Annotated in this window: 17 protein-coding genes; 3 read left to right on the forward strand and 14 right to left on the reverse strand. The window is 59.8% G+C overall.

Features of this window, described 5'->3' with window-relative positions:
• Window positions 1-33: 33 nt before the first annotated feature.
• The 13 genes from P9228_RS22555 to P9228_RS22615 all read right to left on the reverse strand — a co-directional run bounded on the left by P9228_RS22555 (window position 34) and on the right by P9228_RS22615 (window position 18,084).
• Complete coding sequence (locus P9228_RS22555; protein ID WP_278055716.1) at window positions 34-4,746, reverse strand: hypothetical protein; 4,713 nt, start codon at window positions 4,744-4,746, stop codon at window positions 34-36.
• 365 nt (window positions 4,747-5,111) lie between these two features.
• A complete protein-coding gene (locus tag P9228_RS22560) occupies window positions 5,112-7,262 on the reverse strand; it encodes a type IV secretory system conjugative DNA transfer family protein (RefSeq protein ID WP_278055718.1) in 2,151 nt (716 codons plus the stop codon).
• A 12-nt stretch (window positions 7,263-7,274) separates the two neighbouring features.
• Window positions 7,275-8,300, reverse strand: a complete 1,026-nt coding sequence (gene virB11 / locus P9228_RS22565; protein WP_278055720.1) for a P-type DNA transfer ATPase VirB11 — start codon at window positions 8,298-8,300, stop codon at window positions 7,275-7,277.
• Complete coding sequence (gene virB10, locus P9228_RS22570) at window positions 8,297-9,760, reverse strand: type IV secretion system protein VirB10 (protein ID WP_278055721.1); 1,464 nt, start codon at window positions 9,758-9,760, stop codon at window positions 8,297-8,299. Before virB10 ends, virB11 begins: the two co-directional genes overlap by 4 nt.
• A complete protein-coding gene (locus tag P9228_RS22575; protein ID WP_278055722.1) occupies window positions 9,760-10,557 on the reverse strand; it encodes a TrbG/VirB9 family P-type conjugative transfer protein in 798 nt (265 codons plus the stop codon). Before P9228_RS22575 ends, virB10 begins: the two co-directional genes overlap by 1 nt.
• Complete coding sequence (locus P9228_RS22580; protein ID WP_278055723.1) at window positions 10,554-11,261, reverse strand: type IV secretion system protein; 708 nt, start codon at window positions 11,259-11,261, stop codon at window positions 10,554-10,556. Before P9228_RS22580 ends, P9228_RS22575 begins: the two co-directional genes overlap by 4 nt.
• Window positions 11,262-11,340: 79 nt before the next feature.
• Window positions 11,341-12,384 (reverse strand): type IV secretion system protein, encoded by a 1,044-nt coding sequence (locus P9228_RS22585; protein ID WP_278055725.1) that lies wholly within the window; start codon window positions 12,382-12,384, stop codon window positions 11,341-11,343.
• A gap of 183 nt (window positions 12,385-12,567) precedes the next feature.
• Entirely contained in the window at window positions 12,568-13,293 is a 726-nt protein-coding gene (locus P9228_RS22590) for a type IV secretion system protein (protein WP_278055727.1), read from the reverse strand.
• 18 nt (window positions 13,294-13,311) lie between these two features.
• Window positions 13,312-14,469 (reverse strand): lytic transglycosylase domain-containing protein, encoded by a 1,158-nt coding sequence (locus P9228_RS22595; protein ID WP_278055728.1) that lies wholly within the window; start codon window positions 14,467-14,469, stop codon window positions 13,312-13,314.
• Window positions 14,453-16,855 carry a VirB4 family type IV secretion system protein gene (locus P9228_RS22600; RefSeq protein WP_278055729.1) on the reverse strand — a complete coding sequence of 801 codons (2,403 nt, stop codon included), beginning with the start codon at window positions 16,853-16,855 and terminating at the stop codon, window positions 14,453-14,455. The genes P9228_RS22595 and P9228_RS22600 overlap by 17 nt, the downstream gene beginning before the upstream one ends.
• A complete protein-coding gene (locus P9228_RS22605; RefSeq protein WP_023720449.1) occupies window positions 16,852-17,145 on the reverse strand; it encodes a VirB3 family type IV secretion system protein in 294 nt (97 codons plus the stop codon). The genes P9228_RS22600 and P9228_RS22605 overlap by 4 nt, the downstream gene beginning before the upstream one ends.
• A 3-nt stretch (window positions 17,146-17,148) precedes the next feature.
• A complete protein-coding gene (locus P9228_RS22610; RefSeq protein ID WP_278055733.1) occupies window positions 17,149-17,463 on the reverse strand; it encodes a TrbC/VirB2 family protein in 315 nt (104 codons plus the stop codon).
• Window positions 17,464-17,475: 12 nt separating this feature from the next.
• The gene (locus tag P9228_RS22615; RefSeq protein WP_278055734.1) at window positions 17,476-18,084 is read right to left on the reverse strand and encodes a transglycosylase SLT domain-containing protein; all 609 of its coding nucleotides are present in this window, start codon (window positions 18,082-18,084) and stop codon (window positions 17,476-17,478) included.
• A 132-nt stretch (window positions 18,085-18,216) separates the two neighbouring features.
• On the opposite strand from P9228_RS22615, the gene P9228_RS22620 reads away from it, so the two are divergent.
• From P9228_RS22620 to P9228_RS22630, 3 genes are read left to right on the forward strand one after another with little or no spacing between them, the layout of a single operon-like run.
• Entirely contained in the window at window positions 18,217-18,819 is a 603-nt protein-coding gene (locus P9228_RS22620; RefSeq protein WP_278055735.1) for a hypothetical protein, read from the forward strand.
• Complete coding sequence (locus P9228_RS22625; RefSeq protein WP_278055736.1) at window positions 18,816-19,364, forward strand: thermonuclease family protein; 549 nt, start codon at window positions 18,816-18,818, stop codon at window positions 19,362-19,364. Before P9228_RS22620 ends, P9228_RS22625 begins: the two co-directional genes overlap by 4 nt.
• On the forward strand, window positions 19,361-19,525 hold the full coding sequence (locus P9228_RS22630) for a hypothetical protein (RefSeq protein WP_278055737.1): 165 nt from the start codon (window positions 19,361-19,363) through the stop codon (window positions 19,523-19,525). Before P9228_RS22625 ends, P9228_RS22630 begins: the two co-directional genes overlap by 4 nt.
• Here the strand turns inward: P9228_RS22630 and P9228_RS22635 are convergent.
• Window positions 19,522-19,866: a hypothetical protein gene (locus P9228_RS22635; protein ID WP_278055738.1), complete on the reverse strand. Its 345-nt coding sequence runs from the start codon at window positions 19,864-19,866 to the stop codon at window positions 19,522-19,524. The genes P9228_RS22630 and P9228_RS22635 overlap by 4 nt on opposite strands.
• Window positions 19,867-19,976: the final 110 nt, after the last annotated feature.

A 19,976-nucleotide genomic window follows, 5' to 3' on the forward strand; every position in this document is an offset into this window, starting at 1 on the left:
ACATCGTTAAAGATCGAACGGAACTTCCCGCGCCTACCGTTCGTGCGGCTTAGTAATTTCATCCATGCCATGTAGCTCAAGCATCAGCATCTGATCGATCACGTCGAGCAAACGCCTGCGCAATGCAGGGTCGTTTTCCGAAGCTGCGTATTCCGCTTTGATTAGGTCTTTTAGCTGGTGGATATCCATATCTCTTCGCTTCGCCTCTTCGCCGCCAGCCTTTAGGTCGACTATGACTCTCTCCGCAGCGGCAACTACCAAGCCAGCGACATTGCATTGTGCATCTTCCAGCGCGTGCAAGAAGGCAAATGAGTCGTTCTCGAATGCGTTGCTCGTTACATATGCTTGAGCAAGTCCCATAAACGTCGCGAACCTCCCGGGAGGGATGGAGCGAAACACCTCGGACGCCTCGTTCCGCACCTTCGGATCGTCATCATCGAAGTAGCGCAGAAGGTTTCCGACAGCCCGATCCCGATAGGTGGCTTCCACTACAGAGTGAGAGGCAATGTCGGACGCTAGCCGCCTCGCATCCAGCGATGACTGTTCGAGCGAATCCGCCAGAGCGACGTAGCTGGCATCATTGTAGCTGGCGCGTGCAATGTGCCATGTCGCAACCAGCCGCATGTCCGCATTTCCAAATGTGAGCAACGTGGAAAGCAGCCGCCTGCCGATCGCGGGAACTTGATGGACGATGTAAGGTAGCAGATTGGTTGCCGGGTGCGTCATCAAGGGAGACAGCCACACGGGGTCGGGCGACGAGCGTCTGGCAACAGCGTTGGTTGCGACCTGAGTGGCGGCGGCAAGCATCCTAGCGGCAGCGGGTGGCAACCATGATGGCGGGAATTGCAGCTTCGCTATGGCGCTCGCGGCGAAGCTGGGCCGCTGTGCATCAGGCGTAACCAGCTTTTCCAGAAGGGCCGCACATCGGCTCTTATCCTCGTTGAACATCGGGGTGAGCGGGCGCGGCATGCAACAACGCACGCTGATCTGCGCTTCGTTGGCAATGCGGTCTTCAAGCAGCGACCATGCATCCCGACGCCGCTCCGGAACATTCCAAAGAACCGCTGACAGCGCCTCCAAGGCCCAACCGCGAGCCCCGTTGAGGCCGCGCATATGCAACTTGCCGCCTCGGTTAAGAAGATCTTCGATCGACACCATTTCCCGGTCGGCATGGTTGGTATCGACATCGACATTGTCCGCGGCCTCCCCATGGAGGATGTACCAGACCAAGACTTCCCAGCATGATTGCGATCTGCCCAGTTCGGGATGGCGCTCGAACAGCCGGGCGATACCGTCACCATAAGGCTTGCCTTCGCGAGCATGAGCATCGAGCACCGCCGCTTGCAACGGCTCCAATGCAACGGATTCCGCTTCGGCTAGTCCCCAAAGAAGCTGTTGCACATAAGCAGGATTCGCGTCGGCGGGGATGCGCAGTTGCAGGCGGGCGAATCGTTCCGGGTTTTCTTTCGCGAGTTGCTGCAACACGTATGCGAGCTGCCGCGCGCCGCCGGTGGCCGAGCCGTTTCCGTAGTGCCGCTCTTCGTCACTGTGATGGCCACGCATAGCCGACAGCCATTGCTCATCGGTCATATAGACGGCATTGTCTTTGGCAATCGGCGACTCAATCGCGTAGGCCTCGACATGCGAAGGCTCTACAACCTTCTCGCCACGGAATTTTCGCCGCAGTTCATCCAACCGAACCGCCGCTATGGGGCTAAGCAAATCCCGCCCGACGGTTTCGAGTATACAGAACTGCTTGTAGCCTGACCATCTCAACTGACCGACGATATTCTTGGGCTGTGTCCATATCGTCTCCCGCTCTCCGGCTTTGTGCTCCTGTGCGGCTTTGACGGCGAAATCCAACTCCGGCTGGTATGCGAGGATCGTCTGTTCTACTGCGGTGCGTTCCGGATCCGCTAAATAGGGAAGCGCCGCCTTCGCCGCGTCGGCAAATGAGCGCCAATCCGCGCCCGTCCATCCCGCCTCGAAAACTATAGGAAACGCGAGCAAAGGCAGCAGCTCGTTCGCCAGGACCCGCGGATTCGCGGCGATGGTCTCAAGATACAGATGGGCCGCAGCCTCGTGGCTTTGCGGATCGATACGGCGGAGTATCAGTCGGGCCTGCTCGGGATTGTCACCGGCCACCTTTTGCAGGGCGGCACGCACCAACTGCAAATACTGGTCGCTTCCGAAATTGTGGCCGGAGTAGGCGCGATGGCGAAAACTGGAATCGTATTCGCCCGCGCCCACCTTTAGGGCAATCCGCTGAAATGTTTTCGCTAGCGCGTCTATCGACCCATCGAGCAGCGCCAGAGGCGACTTCTTTGCCAATTCGCCGAGTGAGTGCAGGTCGATATCCTGTATTTCGTCCCGGTCGAACGGTGCGCCATCTGGGTGTTCGTCAAACCATGCGTCGAAGTAGGCCTTTAGTATCGCTGCTGCGCCGTCGCTGCTTCTTCCGGCGGTCCACGTGGCGATCAGAAGCTCGCGACGAAAATTTCCCTTCCGCTCGAACAAACCGGGCGGACGGGAATGAACGACGCGCGTACATAGATCGATCAGCGCCTGATCCGATCCCTGACGGCGCACATAGCCGAACCAGTCCAGAAGTTGAGCACCTTTGTTTCGATCACCGTTCCACCATGCGTCCAGCAACTGCGCGATAGGCTGTGGCCGAGCACCGGCTATATTTGAGAGCCACCAGAGAATGGCCTTTTTGCGGGTTTCAACTGTGCTGCTGAGCTGCGCAGCCAGCCAGCCATTTTGATTGAGCACGTCGAACCAACCTGCCGTTCCCTGAATGGCGGTGCGGACCAGCAAAGGAATCGGTTGGGATGATACGTCGAGTTTAAGTATGAGGTCGCGTTCCTGCTCGGTGGGCGAAGCAAGAGCTGCCAGCCATTGGGCGACGGCGATCTTGATATGGAAGCGCACATCGCCCGAGGCAATGACTTGAGCGAGTTCGCGGACGTAGCGCACATAATCGCTTTGGCGCATGTGTTCGAGAATCTGGCGCACCTGTGTTCTCCGGAACAAATGCTGTTCGGTCGAGGCCAGCAGATCCAGCAGGCTTTGCTGCCGCGCAGAAAATGCACGCGCGAAGACATAGTCGAAGAAGCTTTCATGGAAAAAATTCAATGTGCCGCGCGAGCGGATCACGAGATGTTCTGACGTCAGAATCTCGACTGCTCGGGAGAATCCGTCGAGTACGGTGTGAGGAGCATCTAACCGTTGCCGTGCGCTCATCCAATCGGCGAGTGTCGTGAGCGGGGCCATCAGTGCCCAACTGACTTGATCGCGGTTCTGAGTGATCAATCGCTCCTTCCGCTGCAGGAGTTTCGCGAAAAGGTCGTTGCGATTGCCGAACTGGGTATCGCCATCGATTGCTATTTCGGCGAAGACCGCCAAGTTAAGAGGAAGCCTCAAGAGCTCCTTCTGGCTGGCATCGAGGGTATCCGGACCTACGCCAAGGCTGGCGACCACCGGCGCAACGTCAGTGCTCCAGTCGAGGAGCGGTACATCGACCTGCGCCACATCGTTGGACTGCTTTAGCTGTTTGATCCGCTCGTCGCTCTCAATGTCGAAAGAGCGGCACACCAGGACGATCCGCACCGACGCGTAGCGCCGGGCCTCTTCGACCATCCCCAAGACGGCGTTTTTTGCCGCGCCGTTTCGACCTGATACCTCGCTGACGGCGTCGATCTGGTCGATGAGCAGAACCGTCCGATCGTCGGGAGACAGACCTTTTAGCACCGTAACCGGACTATCTTCACGATCGAGAAGTGTGCGGCCGAAATCCCGCGGTGATCGGCAGTCGAGATTCTGATCGATGCGAAGGGCCAGATGAAGAATGCCGGCATCGGTCAGCTTTTCGAGAATGTCACGTGCAACACCGGATTTGCCGGATCCCGCGACGCCGCTCAGCAAGATTACACTTGGGCCAGCCTGGCTACCCAGCAGGGACATGACCTCGTCTCCATAGGTCCGGGCGACGACATGCCCGTGCGCGCCAAACGGCGCATAGCTGTCCAAATAGGCCTTGGTCTCGTCAGCCAGCGTTTGGCGCAAGGTCGGATCGAGCGACCATTCCTTGATCCGCAACTTGGCGACAGCGGCCATGTCCGCGCGAATGGTCTCCGTCGTCAGAACTCTATTAAGCCTCGCTTCGAGGTATCCTCTGAGAGCCGGATACACCTCTGTCGGCGCGCAATCGAACAAGAGGGCACCGAACGTTTCGATGGAAGAGGTAATCTCGGCCTCTGGCACAACCCGGAAATCACAGCGGCGAAGCCAACCGAAAGCCACATCGGGTGTGACCCCGACAGTCGTGTGAAAGCTCTTGAAATTGTCTTGCGATCCTTTCGGCAACGCGCCGTCGAACTCGACGAAATCGCTGGCGTAGGAGGCTTTGCTGGCAAGGTCGAGTAGCTCCGCTGGCGGGCTTTGCGAAACGAAAACGCAGCGGTCACGATCATTTGCTCCGAGCCTGTCCGCAAAGGCAGAAAGCACGCCCTCCCGCTCAAGCGCGCGGATGGTCCAATTCTGACCTGGGGCGTTGATCTTGGTCTGGTGCCAGGCGATATGGGGCCCATAGTCGACGGCGAACTCGAAGCCTTTGAATGCGTCGCTGATGCCTTCGAGACGGATGGAACGCGCCTTGGCATTGAGAACGTCAAGTAATTGACGAACAGCCCATCGCGCTTCGTAGGCATTGCCAAATTTATCTGCGATCCCGCCCCCGAACACCTAACCCCCCACAAGCTATGCCATCACGGAATCGGCTGTATTCCTGAATAGGGCATGCGGCCTCGTTCCTGTCGTGTTCTATTTCTGGAATTCTTGAACTGCAATGTTGAAGAGGCAGCCTGCCTGATCAAGCAGACCAAAACGACAACTTACCGCCCATCGCTTTCCAAAACCGGACCGTCCGGACACGGCCCCAAAGCCGCCAGGCGGAAACGCACTTGAGATGAACTCTGTCGCTTCCTAGAACTTCTGGCGAACTATGCTTGGTGCCCGGCGCGAAGCGCGTGGCAATGTGCGCCGTCGCCATGGCTTGTGCGACAAGGTCACGATAGACAGCGACCTCTCCGCCGCATCGGAATCCTGGCCTACCCATCGACTACATCAGGCAAAGTATCTTCCACGACGCCCAGATTTCGATCGAAAGTCTCGGTATCGGATGCGTTGGCGCGCAGGGACCGCACCTTGTTCAGGATCGCCGCAACCGCTGCTTCCTTGTCGGGCGCGATGCGTGTCGTCACCGCTTTGGCCGCCAAAGCGGAAAAATCTATGGCGGCATTAGCCGGTGCGGCTGCAGCGTCGGTTGCTTTCAGCCGCCCTTTTACGATTGCGCGTCGGCCCTGTGGCGGAGCCATACGGCCGGCCTTGGCGGCGAATGTCGCGCCGTGCCGAAGGCGCATTTGCAAGAGGCCCGATCGGTACGCTGGTGCTGTCGGCACAATCGGCGGGAGCGCAGGAGGTGGAACCGCCGCAGTGGAATTCAACGCAGGGCTTTTCGTGCGCGAAACGTCGCTAGAGGCGGGCAGGGGCATGAACGCGCGTCTGGCGAGCTGGCCGTCGGCGAAATAGAAATTTCGCGTGCCAAGGATCGGTAACTCGCCACGTGGCAATATGATGACCTTGTGCTTGTCGAGCGTGCGGATTTCATCCGGCCGCATCAGGGGCCGCCGCACCTCCTTGCGGTGCTCCGAGCGCGTGTAATAAGTGTCGAACAACGTTGCCTTGGTGCGTGTCACGTCCTTTTGCACGTCTGACGTTTCGCCGAGCTGCTCGGAAACGTATCGCAGATCGTCCGCATCCTGCGCACCGAAAAAGATCTGCACGCGAGCGGCGTTGATGAGGGTCTTGCGCCCTTCCTGGCGATAGATCTCGTCTACAGCCTTCAGCGACTGCACAAAAAACCACATCGAAACGCCGTTGCCGCCGAGCACGCTCGCCATTTCGGTTACATTCTCGAGCTTGCCGAGGTTCTGGAACTCGTCGAGCAGCACGAGCACCGGATGCTCGTCCGGACGGGGCAGGGTTTCCGACATGAAGTTCATCAGCTGCGTGATCAGGACATTGAACAGCGGTCCAAGCGACGTGATCTGCTCACGGCGCACGTCGAGATAAAGAGAAATTCGATCACGCTTGAGCCTGCGAATATCGAACGTGCTGCGGGACGTAGCTCGCATCAAGCGCTCGTTGAGAAAAGGGGCCATGCCGGTGCGTACGCCGGCGTAAATTCCGGAAAACTGCCGCTCGGACATCTCGAAATACGGCAGCAGGGTTTGCAGCGTAAAATGCGAGCATTCGCGGCGGCGTTCCTCGCGCAGCGAGCCGATGAATTCCAGGAGCGGCTGCTCGGCACCGTTCATGATCTCAAGGATTTTGGCGAAGGTCTTCTTCTCGTTCAGGATTGCAGGCGATTCCATGACGAACGATGCTATGCCGGTAAAAAGCAGGCGGGCGTCGTTCACCCAATATGGATCTGCGTTGGACGGCGGGCGCGGAAATAGCGCCGCAGCGATATTGCGAAGGTCGATGTCGCGCTGGGCGGAATCCAGCGAAATGAAGTCCATCGGATTGTAGCATGCGGTATTGCCGTCTGGATCAGCCGGCGCAAAACGCACCACGCGGCTAATGGTGGAACGGTAGCCGGCGGTCGCCGCATAGGTCTCGCCCCGCAGGTCGAGAACGACGAGCGAATGCGGCCAGGTCAAGGCGTTCGGGATGATAAGGGAGCTCCCTTTGCCGGAGCGCGGCGGCCCTATGACGAAGCCGCCGACATCATCGCCATCAATCCACAATTTCTTGCCGCCGATCAGCCGGCGCTGGGTCAAACGGATCTTGCCGGATCGCTGATCGCGGCCGGGCGACAAGATTTCGGCAAGCCTGCCGCCGGCCCGCCCGACGAAGACGCCGCCAGCTTTCGTCAGGCCGCGTTTTGATACGTCGTTCATAGACATAAAGCGAGAGTCGTTGCGCTTTCTCGGGCGCATGAGAAACAGGCCGACCAGTGGTAAGAAAAACCCTGCTGCTCCCGCGGCAACGGCATATTGGACCCGGCTAAAATTCCTGGCCATCGTATCCGCCCAGGCCTGGCGAACGACCGGCAGGGGATTGGCGTTCAGCTGGTCGAACAGGACGTGGGAGCCAGTCCGGTACCAATCCGTCGCGGCATAGGCGACCGTGAAGACCAGGACGCCCAGGGCCATCGCCATGAGCACCATGAAAATTGCTGTTGCGATTTTCTGCATGGATGGGCCCCGCTAGATCGTCTCCGCCTTGGTGAACTTGATCTCGCTGATGCCGCGCCGTCCGCCTTCGGTGCGGACCATCTGGACGACCACTGGAATGACTTCGCGCAGATAGTCGAGAATTTCGCTTCGTGAGAGGCCCGAACTGCCCTGCATGACCATCAGAGCCAGCCGCTCATAGGCGGACCGGGCGGAATTGGCATGAACGGTGGTGAGCGAACCCGGATGGCCGGTGTTGATCGCCTGGAGGAACGCGAAGGTTTCAGCGCCGCGCAACTCGCCCAATAGCAGACGGTCGGGCCTCATGCGAAGGGAGGCTTCGAGCAGCTGTTGGGCGGAGACTTTGGCAAGGCCCTGGTCGCCCTTCGAGGCTATCAGGGTGACGTTGTTGGGAGCCGGCAGCCTCAGTTCGCGGGTATCTTCAATCGTGATGATCCGTTCGTGAGCCGGGATCTCTTTCAGGAGCGCATTTAGAAACGTCGTCTTGCCCGTGGATGTCCCGCCTGAAACGACAATCGAGACACGATTGCGCACCGCATATTGCAGGAAGTCTATCGGCGACGTGTCGTGCAACATGTCGACCAGCCGCTTTTCTTCGGCCGACAGCGCCAGTCCGCTGCCCATTGCCGTGTTCTCGAAGGCGCCAAGATCGTTGTAGGCATCAAGGCTCATATCCATGATGACCTGCTTGCGGATCGAGATCGCCCCGCCTTCGGGAGCCGCCGGAGGCAAGATGCATTGGATGCGCTCGCCCGAGGGTAGAGCGGCCGACAGGACCGGTTTTTCTTCGTTGATGACCTGATTTGTCGCCGAGGCGACGCCCGTCGAGATGTTGCGAATCCAGCCCGGCGTTACCTCCCGCTTGACGACGTGCTCCATTTCCTTCGCGCCGAGGCGTTCGATGAACAATTCACCCGGCCTGTTGATCGCAATCTCGGACACCGAATCTTCGTTCAAATAGGGCCATATCGGTTCCAGATGAGCGCGCAGGACCGGGGCTCTGGCCCAAGGGTCGGGGAGGGGATGCAGTGCATTCATTTCACCGGGCTCCCATAGCCGGGATAGAAATTATCCTTTGGCGTCGCGTAGAGAGGCGTCGGATCGATCGCCGTCTTCGGTTGCCCACCTGCCTTCAGACGCACCGCTTCTTCCTGGACGGGATCGGCGTACAAGTCCGAGAAATCGAGATCTCGACGCACCAGCACGACGACCGAGGTGCCCTGGTCGACATAGACTGTCGGGCCAATGTTCTGCGTGTCGCGAAACGCCTCTTGCGCGAGTTGCTGCAGGGCGGTCGATGACTTGTCGAACGCGATGCCGCGGGCGTCGCGCTGCGAGCCGTTGCCACCATAGGTCACGGTCGTCGTCTCACCGGTTACGGGATCGATCGTCGACACCTGGCGCTGTTGGCCATTTTGTCCGCTATCGCCAAGCGAGGACAGATATTCAGAGACGCCGCCAACCACGGAAAGCATGATGGCGTTACCGTACCGTTCAACCCAGTGCGTATCGACACGGCCGCCCATGCCGCCGCGGCCGAGCGCGTCTGCGCCAGGCGACTTGATGTCGACGGAAATGCCGTCCGAGCGGATGACCCTGCTCCAGACGATGAAAACACGCTTCTGACCACGTGCAAGCCCTGAGCGGTATTCTCCGGTCAGGCGCGAGCCCTTCGGGATGAGGATCCGCCGGCCGTCGAGAGAGAAGACATCCTCACGCACGACAGCGCGCACGGCGCCGGGAAGGTCGGTGTTGATCGCGGTTTCCAAATAGCCGCGAATGATCGTTCCTTCAGGGATCAACGCATCGGTGCGTCGGAAGACCCTGGCTTTGACGATGCCGGAAGAGCTTGCCTCAGACTGCGCCAGGAAGGCCTTGTTGGGATCGCTGTCCGCGCCGGGCACCGGTACGATCTGACCGTCCCGCGCGATTTCGACCTGCGCCGCCTGGGCGCCGGCATCTGTCGAGCCGGTCTGATCATTCGTCACCATCTGGTTCGACCGCAGGCGTTCCCACACCGCTTTTTCATGCTCCGCCGCCTCCGCTTTACGACGAGCCTCGTCCTCAGCCGCCGCCTTGAGTCGGGCTTCTTCCGCCTCCGCCTTGCGGCGTGCCTCCTCGGCCGCCATTTGCGCCTCCAGCGCGCGTCGCTGCGCATCGAGATCCGCGCCTTGCTGCACGGTCTGATCGACATTATCGGCTTGTTGCGCGCCATTCTTGTCGTCAGCCGGTGGCGGCACCACGATCTGGTCGATCGTGCCGTCGGCAGGTTGCGGCGGTTCGTTCAACGCCGGCGGGCGGAACTCTGGCGGGTTGAAGTTTTCCTCGGCATCGCCGCGCAGATCGCGCGATACAGGCTCCCGGGGCCAGTTAAGCCATATCAGCGCGCCTACCAGCACCACGCCGAGGCTGACCAGGGCGATCCTGGTACCCACGCCAGCACCACGGCGCGCGACCGTCGGGCTGCCGTCCAGCTGGTTATAATCGATCTGGGACATCAGCGCCCTCCGCTGGATCCGAACAGGGTGGAACCGCCTGTCAGTTTCGTTGGACCGTAGACTTGCTCGACGGGATCGATGGCGTTGGGTCGCGCCCGGTTGTAGAGGCAGAGCGTCTCGCCATCGGCCCGCAAGGTGAATTGCCGTGCGACCTTGTCGATGACGGTGTATTTGCCCTGCGTGCGAACGTTGACCAGCGACTCCTGACGCTTGTCGTCGACAACGAAGATCGCTGGAATGTCGCCCTTGAACTCCAGAAACACCTTGGTGCCGTCGTCGAACACGGTGCGCGGCTTCAGACTGTCGTCGCCCTTGTAGGCGTAGTCGTAATTGAGATCGGCATAATTCAGGTCCTTCAAATCCGGAACGGCGGCGCTCTCTTTGGCCTGTGAGAGGAGGCGCGCGTCTATATCTTCGTCCGGGTATTTGAACCGGACCTGGAAGGATGCTCGGTCACGGCTGTTGTCAGTGGCCTGCAGCAGCAGGGAATAGACGCGCCGGTTGGTGACGACGTTGACGTTGGTCCACGCATCGCGCTCCAGCGGCTTGATGAAAAGAAACCGCGATCCGCGTTTGGGGATTATGGACCAGCCTTTCGTGTCGCCAGCCGACACGGTTTCGATGACTTCGGTCGGGCTGAGCTCGATCATCGTCGAAATGCCAAGGGCTGCGCGCACTGACGTCACGTCGTCATTGTTGAAGGTGACATATCGGATGCGGCCGTCGCGTGCGGCCGCGCTGTGCATCGTCCCGAGCAGAAGGGCGGCCGATAGGACGAAGCCCACGCGCCATCTCATTGCAGGCTCCCCGCCGCCGGCGCCGATTCCTGGTCGCGGCGGTAATCCCTAACCTGAAATCCCAGTGGATTGTCGAAACGCCATTCGTTCTTGAGCGGCGTTGAGGTGTAGCGGAATTTTATCACCGCCACCCAATTGTCGGCGGTGGACGAATTGTCCCGCCGCGTCGTCGTGGCAAAGCGCACCGAAGCTGTGTTGCGATTGAGCAGCGAGACCGACTTCACCTCGACCGAGACAGTGACATTGCGGCCAAAAATCTTGTCAAGCGATTGTGGATTTGCAGGCGTATAAAGCCACGTCAAATCCTTGGATGCGGCATCGGTGGAGTAGAGCTGTGCCAGGTCGTAATTCTGTTTCAGTTCACGCGAATCATAGGTTTCGCGGGCCCTGATGTAGCGGACCAAATTGGCGGCCGTGACGGCTTCGTTCTGGGACAGATCTCCGGGCTTCAGCGCGCGCATGATCTCGAGGTAGCCCGTCGATTTGTCGACCTCGACAACATACGGTTCGAACTGCCGGAGCGGCAGGATCAGCACGAGCGCCAGCAGCGACAACACCGCCACCATTCCGGAAACACCGCTGACGATCCAGGCCAATGTACGCGATCGACGCATTGACCTGTGCGTGTCGTCCTCCCAGGTCGCGCCCGCCCTGTAATAGCCCTTGTCGACGAGCTCGCCGCCGCTGTTAGCAGCTGTTTCCATTGAGATTGACACTGTACTATTGCCTCGTTTTCGAAACGATCCCGATCCAAGGGCCGCTATCGGTGATTATCCTTGTGTTCTAGGCCAGAGGCCTGGAGTTATCGCGCGCACCTTGCTGGATGGCGGACCGGGTTGCGTCGTCGGCCCTCGCTGCTCGCGAGGATCGAAAACTGTTTGCCGCGAGCTGCCGGGCGCCGCGAGCGGCGCGGCCCGCGGCCCATCGCGCGCCGGAATAGCGCACGGCATTCCTGCCGAACGTCCCATATGAGTAACGGGCGCCCGTGGTGCTGAGATACCCGCCGCCATTCAGGATCGAAGCAATCGAGGGTATCTGCATGAGAACGTAGATGCCGATGATCGTCACCAGCACCAAGGGCAGCACCAGCGACATTTTGCTGTCCATGGTCGCTCCGCCGGACGTGGCGGTGTTCAGCGCCGCGTTGACGAGCGAGAAGTAGAAGCCGAGAAAGCCGTAGATCAGGATTTGCTGGATCATCAGGAAGGTGGTCAGCGAAAGAAAGCCTTCGCTCATCCGCGAGGACCATCGGTAAAGCCAAAGAATGATCCATATCGGCGCCAACGCGAGTGTGATGAACAACATCACCTTGGCGGCGATGATCGCGGCAATGGCAAGCGCTGCGAAGATGATGGCCGACAGCAGAACGAGCAGCGACAACAGCGCACCAAAAATGTCATAGAAGGATCCGCTGTAGACCTGATTGGCGACGTCCTGGGCCCCTTGGTAGAGGTTGTCGATCAGCGTGGGAATTGCCGCCTGGTCGCTAAGCTGATTGCCGGTGGCCCGCGACACGGCGCCGACGATCACTTTACCGATCTCGTCTGGAATGCTTTGCACGAGCTGATAGATCGTGGCGGAAAATGTGCCCCATCCGGTCAGCAGTAGATAGATGATGACGGCGCGGCCGAGCCGATAGGCCGCTTCGATTGGCGAAATCGACTCCCGCCCGCTCAGGATCGAATAGCCCCACCATGCGATATAGAGGGTCAGCATCAGGGTAAAGACGTTGCCCATCGCATTGCCCAACTGCATATAGACATTGCGAACGAAGTCCTCACCGATGTTGTCAATGCCACCGAGGATGCTTGCGGCGAGACCGTTCATGGATCCTCGTCAATAATGCTGGCGAACGGAGTTGAATTGACCGGCTTCAGCGCGCCGCAGTTGTCGGCATGGGCATACGCCAAAGGCCCGCACGGCGCTTTCAGGTCGCGATTTGCGCATCCAAAAAGCCCTGTGCCGAGCCCGATCACAACGCATATGCGCAGGACTCGCCTCGACAAGCGCTCAGCCCCCGCTCTTGCCGAATTCCGCGAACGGATTGACGGTGCGCGGTGTCATCATCTTCTGCACCTGGCTTTGGCGAAGGAGATCTCCCTTGAGCTTCTCATTCAGCGCCGCGACCGCACCATTCTGGACGCCGATCAGTTCGTTGACCGCACGCGCGTTTTCCAGCTGCATTCGTGTGTTCTGGTCCACGGAGCCCTTGACGTCCTGCGACTGCCCGATCTGCCCGCTCGCGGACTGCAATGACTGTTGGCGCTGGGTAACGCCTTGCGAGGCCTGCGAGGTCAACGCGCTTAGCAGCGAGGCCACGTTCACGCTGCCGCCATAGGCCGTGTTGACGGCGCTGGTCTCCTTGCCGGCAATCTGCTGGAGCTGCTTCACCAGCTGGAGCCCGTTGATGACGGCGCCGGCGATTTTCTGGATTTCGGGCGAAAGGCCGCCAAACGAAAGCGCGCCGCCGTTCAGGATCGATCCGAACGACGGAGCCTGGGCGATCGACATGTTGCCGCCAAGGCCCATTTGTCCGATGCCGAGCGAACCGTCACGACTGCCGCTGAGCGCCTGAAGGATCTCCTCGCTCTTTTTCAGAATATCCTTGTTGGAGTCCATGATGGAGTTGGTGTTGTCCGCATTCTTGCGGGCGACATCGAGATTGGCGCCATCAATGACCGCAATTTGTGCGTGGGCAGTGCCTGCCCAAAGCGCCAGACTGGCGGCAATCGCCAATTTCTTCATGTCAGCCTCCTATTGCTGTAGAGAATTGATCACGCTGGCAGCGCCGGCAGGATCAGTGGTTATGATCATCGAGCGACTGTCGGCCGAGCTTGCCCCCGCGTTCTCGAGTGCGCATGGTAGCCACCGGCCGCGATCTATCTCCAACCGTTCCAGTTCCGCCGGATCACAAGAGAACGGGTTCGGAGAGCCGCTCTTCGGCTGTTGCACCAGCTTGGCCGACTGCGATGCCTGGACGTTCTGCATCGACAGAAGTTGGGCAAGCAGCGTCGTAAAATCCCCCGCCTGGGCGAGGTACTGGTTAGTGACATCGGCGTTGACCCCGCGAGCCGACGAGTTCAGCTCCCAGGCGTCCTTGTATTCGGTCACCTGGCCAACGTTGCCTGCAAGCGCCTCGATTGCAGCATTGTTGGCGCCGAGCTGCGATGAGCTTGCGTCAAGGCCGCCAGCCGCCTTCCTGACCGCGCCCATGGCCGCGTCCTGGGCCGTGCCGCCTGCGCCGTCGGCCGTTACGATCGAGAATGGTGGCGGCGCGGCGGCCGGAGCCTTTCCGCTTGACACATAGTCGTTGAAGTAGCTGTTCCAACGGCCGACGCCGCCGGCCCACTGACTTTGTTCGCCTGCGTTCGATCCGTTGTAGAAGGAGGCGAGACAGCTGTAATTCGTCGCCCCGCATTGCTTCACGCCCATTCCGAGATATTTGACGCCGCCTTCGACATTCTGCTCGTTCACGTCGCGGTCCAGTCCCATGGACTTGCCGGTGCCCTTGGTCAGCTGCATGACGCCTTTGACGCCGGTGTGGCTCCCGGCGCATGTGTCGAAGCGCGATTCCTGATAGGCAACGGACAGCGCCAGGCCTTCGGGAACGCCGTATTCTTGCGCATAGTAGCGGATCATCTTCACGTTGCCGGCGTCGCGCTGCAACGCTTCGGCCGGCGATCGGCGAAACATCTGTGAGCGGTATTTGTTAGAATAGGTGCAGACGACGCTTTTCTTCCTGTCGGTTTCATCCTTCTTGGCCTCATCCGACTTCGTGCTGTGCTGCTCGTCCTCTTGCTGCTTGTCGAGGTTCTGCCCGTCGATGACCGCGATCTGAGCGGCAGCCACGCTCATGCTTTCCGCCGTCGCGAGAGCCACGACCAGACAAGCGCTGCTAAGCCGCTTCGTCATGCTCGTTCTCCCATCCGCAGAAGTATGGCAGCCACATTTCCGGCTCGTCGCCGAAGGTCTCCCGGAGCCGTGCGCATTCCTTGCTGTTGGCTTCGTTCGAGGACAGGACCTTGATGAGATCGGGCATTGCCGACAAATCGAGCTTGGCGACGATCGAGTCGCTGTCGTGCTTGACGAGGAAGGTGCGCGTTTCCTTGGCGGTGCGGCGCACGAACTCGAATTCCTTCGCCGTCAGCGAGAAGCGCTCCATGTAGGATTCCTTGCTCGCCTTCGGGTTGGGGAAGAAAATGTTGGTCTTCGTCTGCTCGATCAGTGACGACGAGATGGAGGAATTGACGACGTCCTCCGCCGTCTGCGTGCCAAAGCCGACCACGCCGTTGCGGCGACGAATGGTCTTCAGCGTCTCATTGATGAAAGCGGCGAAAACCTCGTCGTCCAACAGCTTCCAGCCTTCATCGAGGAAGAGCATGATCGGCGAGCCGTCGATGACGTCTTCAAGACGGTGGAAGATGTAGAGCAACGCCGCCGAACGCAGCTTTCGGTCGCCGAGGATCTTGGTCATGTCGAAGCCGACGACGGGTTTCGAGAAATCGACCAGATCGACCGGATTGTTGAAAAGCCAGCCCTTGTCCTTCGGGTCGAGCCAGGGTTGGATCCGCGCGGCCAGATCGTTCATGCCGGGCATGAGCGAGCCCCGCAGCACTTCCGGCAGCAGGTCGAAGGTCCGCTGTTCGCGCGGGATCTTGTAGATCATGTCGACGGCGGCGTTGATGACACGCATCTCCGCCACGTCCAGCGCGCCGCCTTCCGGCGTCAGGATGTAGATAAGAAGATCTTCCAGGAAAGAACGGTTCTCTGCCGTGTCGTCAAGCTGCAATGGCGCGAAGCCGGTCGGCTGGGAGGGCTCCATCACCTCGTAACGACCGCCAAGCGCTCGAACGAAAATTTCTGCTCCGCGCATGTAGTCGAAATAGACACATCGCGGCCGCGGCATGATGCGCATGGCCTGCGCCATCAGGAACGACAGCACGACGGTCTTGCCCGAGCCGGTCGGGCCGAACACCGTGAAGTGGCCGACATCGTGAACATGGAAATTGAAATAATAGGCCGTCTGGCTGGTCGTTTCGAGCAAAGCGATGGGCCGTTTCCAATGCAGCCTCTCGCGTTGGCCGGACGGAAAATTGTGTCCTGAGAAAAGACCGGCGAAGTTCAGCGACGAGATCAACGCGCGTCGCGCGATGTAGCTGAAATTTCCCGGCAACTGCGCCCAGAATGCCAGTTCCGTGTTCAGCGTTTCGCGAACCGGCACGATCGACATGCGCGAAAGCTCGGCCGTGATGTCGGATATCGCACGGTTGAGCCCGGTCATGTCCGGTGCCAGGGCCATGACGCTCATGTGATGTTGGCCGAAGACGACTTCGCCGCCGGCCAGCTTGTCGGCGCCGTCGTGGACGGACTCCTCGACCGTCGTGCCCGCCTCGTCGGAACCCTCAACCTGGTTGGCGATTGTGTTGATCCGGCGCATCGCCGTCACGCGGTCTTCAATCGCGAAACTCTGCGTCAGGACAAACTCATGTGGGAGGCGCAAGAGACCGTCCAATGACCCCGGAGCAGTGAATGGTGGGTATTCCTTGATCGACACCATGGCGCCGAGCTTGCCTTCGTCCGGCCCGCGGAGTTCCAGCGCGGATCTGCCGAAAAACAGCTGTCGTGTCGCCAGTACATCGCCAAGGCTCATGCGCGGCAAAGGCATTTCCACGTCGACGCCGCCGGCGAGGATCTTCGCCAAAAATTCCGACGGCTCGGAAAAGAAGCTGTCGCGGCGATTCACGACGCCGAGAAGACGCGCACCATAAGCTGTGAAATCCTTGACGACGCCGTCGAGAACTTCACGCAGTTCAGCCATCGCGTCTTCGCGGGTTTCCTCGCTGGCGGTGCTGATGCGGAAGGCATTGAGCGCCTTGTCCACCCAGCCGACCCGGCCGACCATCGGGCGGCGTATGACCGTCAGATAGGCCTCGTTGACGAAAAGGTTTTTCGCGCCAAGCTCGTCCATGTAGCGGGCGTCGAGCTCGGCCACGAAAGGATTGTCAAAGTCGCCTTCGATCTCCGGCGTCACGTGGCGGCGGATGATCGTTGTGTAGACCGCAAAGCGAGAGGTCGAGAGATTGCGGAACGTCGTGTTGCGGTTGAACATGCGGCTGTTCAGCTCGGCCTGGTCCATCGTCTGGAAGGGCAGGCCACTGAGCTGGATGACGCCGACCAGAAAGCCGCTCTTCGTCACGATCAGATTGTCATCGACATGGCGAAGGTAGGGGATGTGCATCGCCGCGGGCTTTTCGCGGCGGCGCTCACGGCCAAATTTCAGGTCGGCATCGAGGCTCATGGCGAATAGCTCCTCGCGCCCCAGAAAGTAAGGTTCGCCACCGCTCCGCGTTTTGAGACGCGCCGCTCGAAAATATGAAACATGTAAGGGTCGCGCTGGCACAGATATGCGCTGACCAGATGCACCACGCCGAACACACCAAGGCCAAGCATGAAGCTGCTCGTGGCGATAAAACCGATCACCGCCAGGATGCCGTTCAGTGCAAAAACCTCATAGCGCACACCCCACTTCATAGGCGGGCGTGTCAGTGGCAGGCTGACCGGCTCGACATAGACCTCCTCGTCGTCCATGTCTCAGCCGCCTCCCGCGGTCGCGCGAACCGCATCCACCAGCTGCGCGGCGCCGAAGATCAGAGCGATGCCGATGATGATGGAGAAAGCCATCATCCACGCCAGCCGGCCCGTCATGGCGAGGAAGCCGAGAAAACAGACCGCGATGATGGCGAATGAGCGCGCTATGTTGCCCTGCAGAACGCCGACGAACCACTCCAGCACGTTTTCGACTGGTGCCGCCGATTGGGCGTACGCAGTGGCTGGCGCGAGAGCCATTCCGACCGCCGAGGCCAAGGCGAGTTTCAGGGCAAATATACCCGCTTTTCTGTATTCCACCCTTGGCTCCTTTCAGTTGCCGAAATCCATGACATGACCATCCTGCCAAGCGTCCTCGCTTGCTGGCGGCGCGGCCGCGAGCGTCTCGGATTTGGTCAGGGCGGACTTCTTGACGACACCGCCGAACTTCCAGCGGTTCAGGATTTTCACGATGTATTCCGCCGTCTCCGGATTCACCGGAATGCCCTGCGCCTTGTAGACGCTGTTGGGCCCGGCGTTGTAAGCCGCCAGCATCAGTAGCGGATCCTGGAACTCGTCATAGAGTGACTTCAGATAGCGTAGGCCAGCCCGGACATTTGCCTCAGTATCGCAACGGTCATTCACGCCGAGATCGGCCGCCGTGCCCGGCATCAGCTGCATGATCCCCAAGGCTCCGGCCTTCGACGGACCCTGACTGGTGCCGAGATCGCTTTCGGCCCACGCAATTGCCTCGGCCAGATCAGCGTCGAAACCTTCCTTTTGCGCGATTGAACGCACAAGTTGGGAGACCTCAGCCCGATTTACGGTCCTGCACGCTCGCGGCCTTTGCCCCCCGACTGCGGCAAGGGCTTGCGCCGGCGTTGCAAAGGCGATTGCGACGCGGTCTGATGCCAGGTCCCGGCCGTGCGCCTTGAACGGCATCGTGGCGCCACAGAGGGTGAGCAGAAGAGCGAATCGAGTGTTCATACTGTCGCCAAAATTTGACACTTTACTATGGCTACACGCAGCCCTAGTAAAGTGTCAACACGATATACACCGCGAGGACGGATTTCGATGAAACAGACGGCCCTGTACACGATCTTGCTGCTCCAAGGCACCGTGGCCTATGCTGCTGGCGCCGACGTCCCGAGCCCCTTCGCGCAACCTTCGGAGCACTACCTGCTTCAGTTTGCGAAGCCGGGCGAAAAGGTGTTCGTCTACGAGCGCTACGATGCGAAAGGCGCGCTCTTTCAGCGCGATGCGGCCGCTCTCGTCGGGCGAGTTAAGGTGCCGTCTGCGACCGAGCGCGTCGTCAACGGCGTGACGTACCGGCTGCGCGGCCTTGCGGCCTGCCCCAAACCGAAGATCACGTACAAGACCCAGCAATGGGACTGCGCAAAGGCGGCCCAGGACTATGAAGAGACAATCTACAACGATCGTGCGTCTGTCGTGCTTTGCAAGACACTTGTTCTGCAAAGCAAGAAGGGCGAACCCGACGCTGTGTCGTGTTTCTCTCTCGTGGGTGCGGGCAACGCAAACGACCCGTACAACGTCGCCTACGACGATGACGAAATGGTTTTCTTCGACATGGCGGCAATCGGACGCAACAAGGATGGCAAGTCGCTGCGCCCCGATCTGGAGCACTCCGCCGACCTCGGTGGACAGTTCCAGGAATGAAGCGGGCGAGGCTCGCAGTGCTGGCCGCATTTGGTTTGTGCGCATCGGCACAGGCCCAGGATGCATCGGAGTCTGCCGTTCCAACGCCCCTCGCAGTATCGAAATCGGCTCAACTGCTGACCGGAGATACCTGGCGAGACGGAGATCACCTTTTTCGCCTCTATGGCGTCCAGTCATGTCTTCGAGGCACATCAGCCGAAGAGCCAAATGGGAACAAAATCGATTGCGGGAACACATCGCTGGCGCATCTGGCGGCGCTGTTTGATAGCGCGGCGGTTACGTGCCAGCCAATCGGCTACGCCCTGGACAAGGCGGTGTTTGTCGTATGCGGTGCGCAGCTGAATGGCGCAACAATTGATGTTGGCACCGCCCTCATAGCGACCGGATACGCGTTTGCCGCAACGACAGCGAAGGGCAAAGCCGTCAATGAGAACTACCTCGTCGCGGAAATTAACGCTAAGATGAAACGTGCAGGTCTGTGGAGCACGACGTTTCAGCATCCTGTTCAGCTGCTGCTAGAGAAGCAGTCGGAGAGACAACAATGAAGCACGACGATGAGGCGCACAAATATTACTATCCCGTGGAAGGACGCACTGACGGCGCCATCGGCGATGCTATCGCTCTCATCGCGATCATCTTGGTGCCGGCAGGAATCTATGCGGCCTGGAATACCGTGGCCTCATGGATTTCAGCGCTCTTCTCCTAGGATTGCAGTTTCGCGAAAGAACCGAGCAACGCGCGAAAATCGTCGACATCAAGCTCGCACCAGTCGTTCCCCAACAACCGCCGGAAATAAGCTGCCTTCATTTTCATCTCAACGACATCGGCCACCGGCGCAGCGGCCGCGCGCCGACGCGCGAAAGCCTCCTCCGCCATCACCGAATCCAGTCGCCGACCGATCAGGGTCGCGTCCGGCCCGTCGGCCCTCATCCGTCGTCTGCCGAGACGTTCAACCATGGCGACTGCATGGCGATGCGCCGCGAGCAGATTCGCGACCCCATCGGCCTCTTCCATCACTCCGTTATTACAGACCACTTGAATGGGCATCGACCGGCTCCATGCGCATGACAATTCGGTACCCTGGGCAGGCGAGATCATCCCTCCGCTTCTCTGGCTTCCCCTGTTCGCTAATGAGGTCACACTACCCTGCCACCAGA

Source organism: Mesorhizobium sp. WSM4898, assembly GCF_029625845.1.
GTDB lineage: Bacteria > Pseudomonadota > Alphaproteobacteria > Rhizobiales > Rhizobiaceae > Mesorhizobium.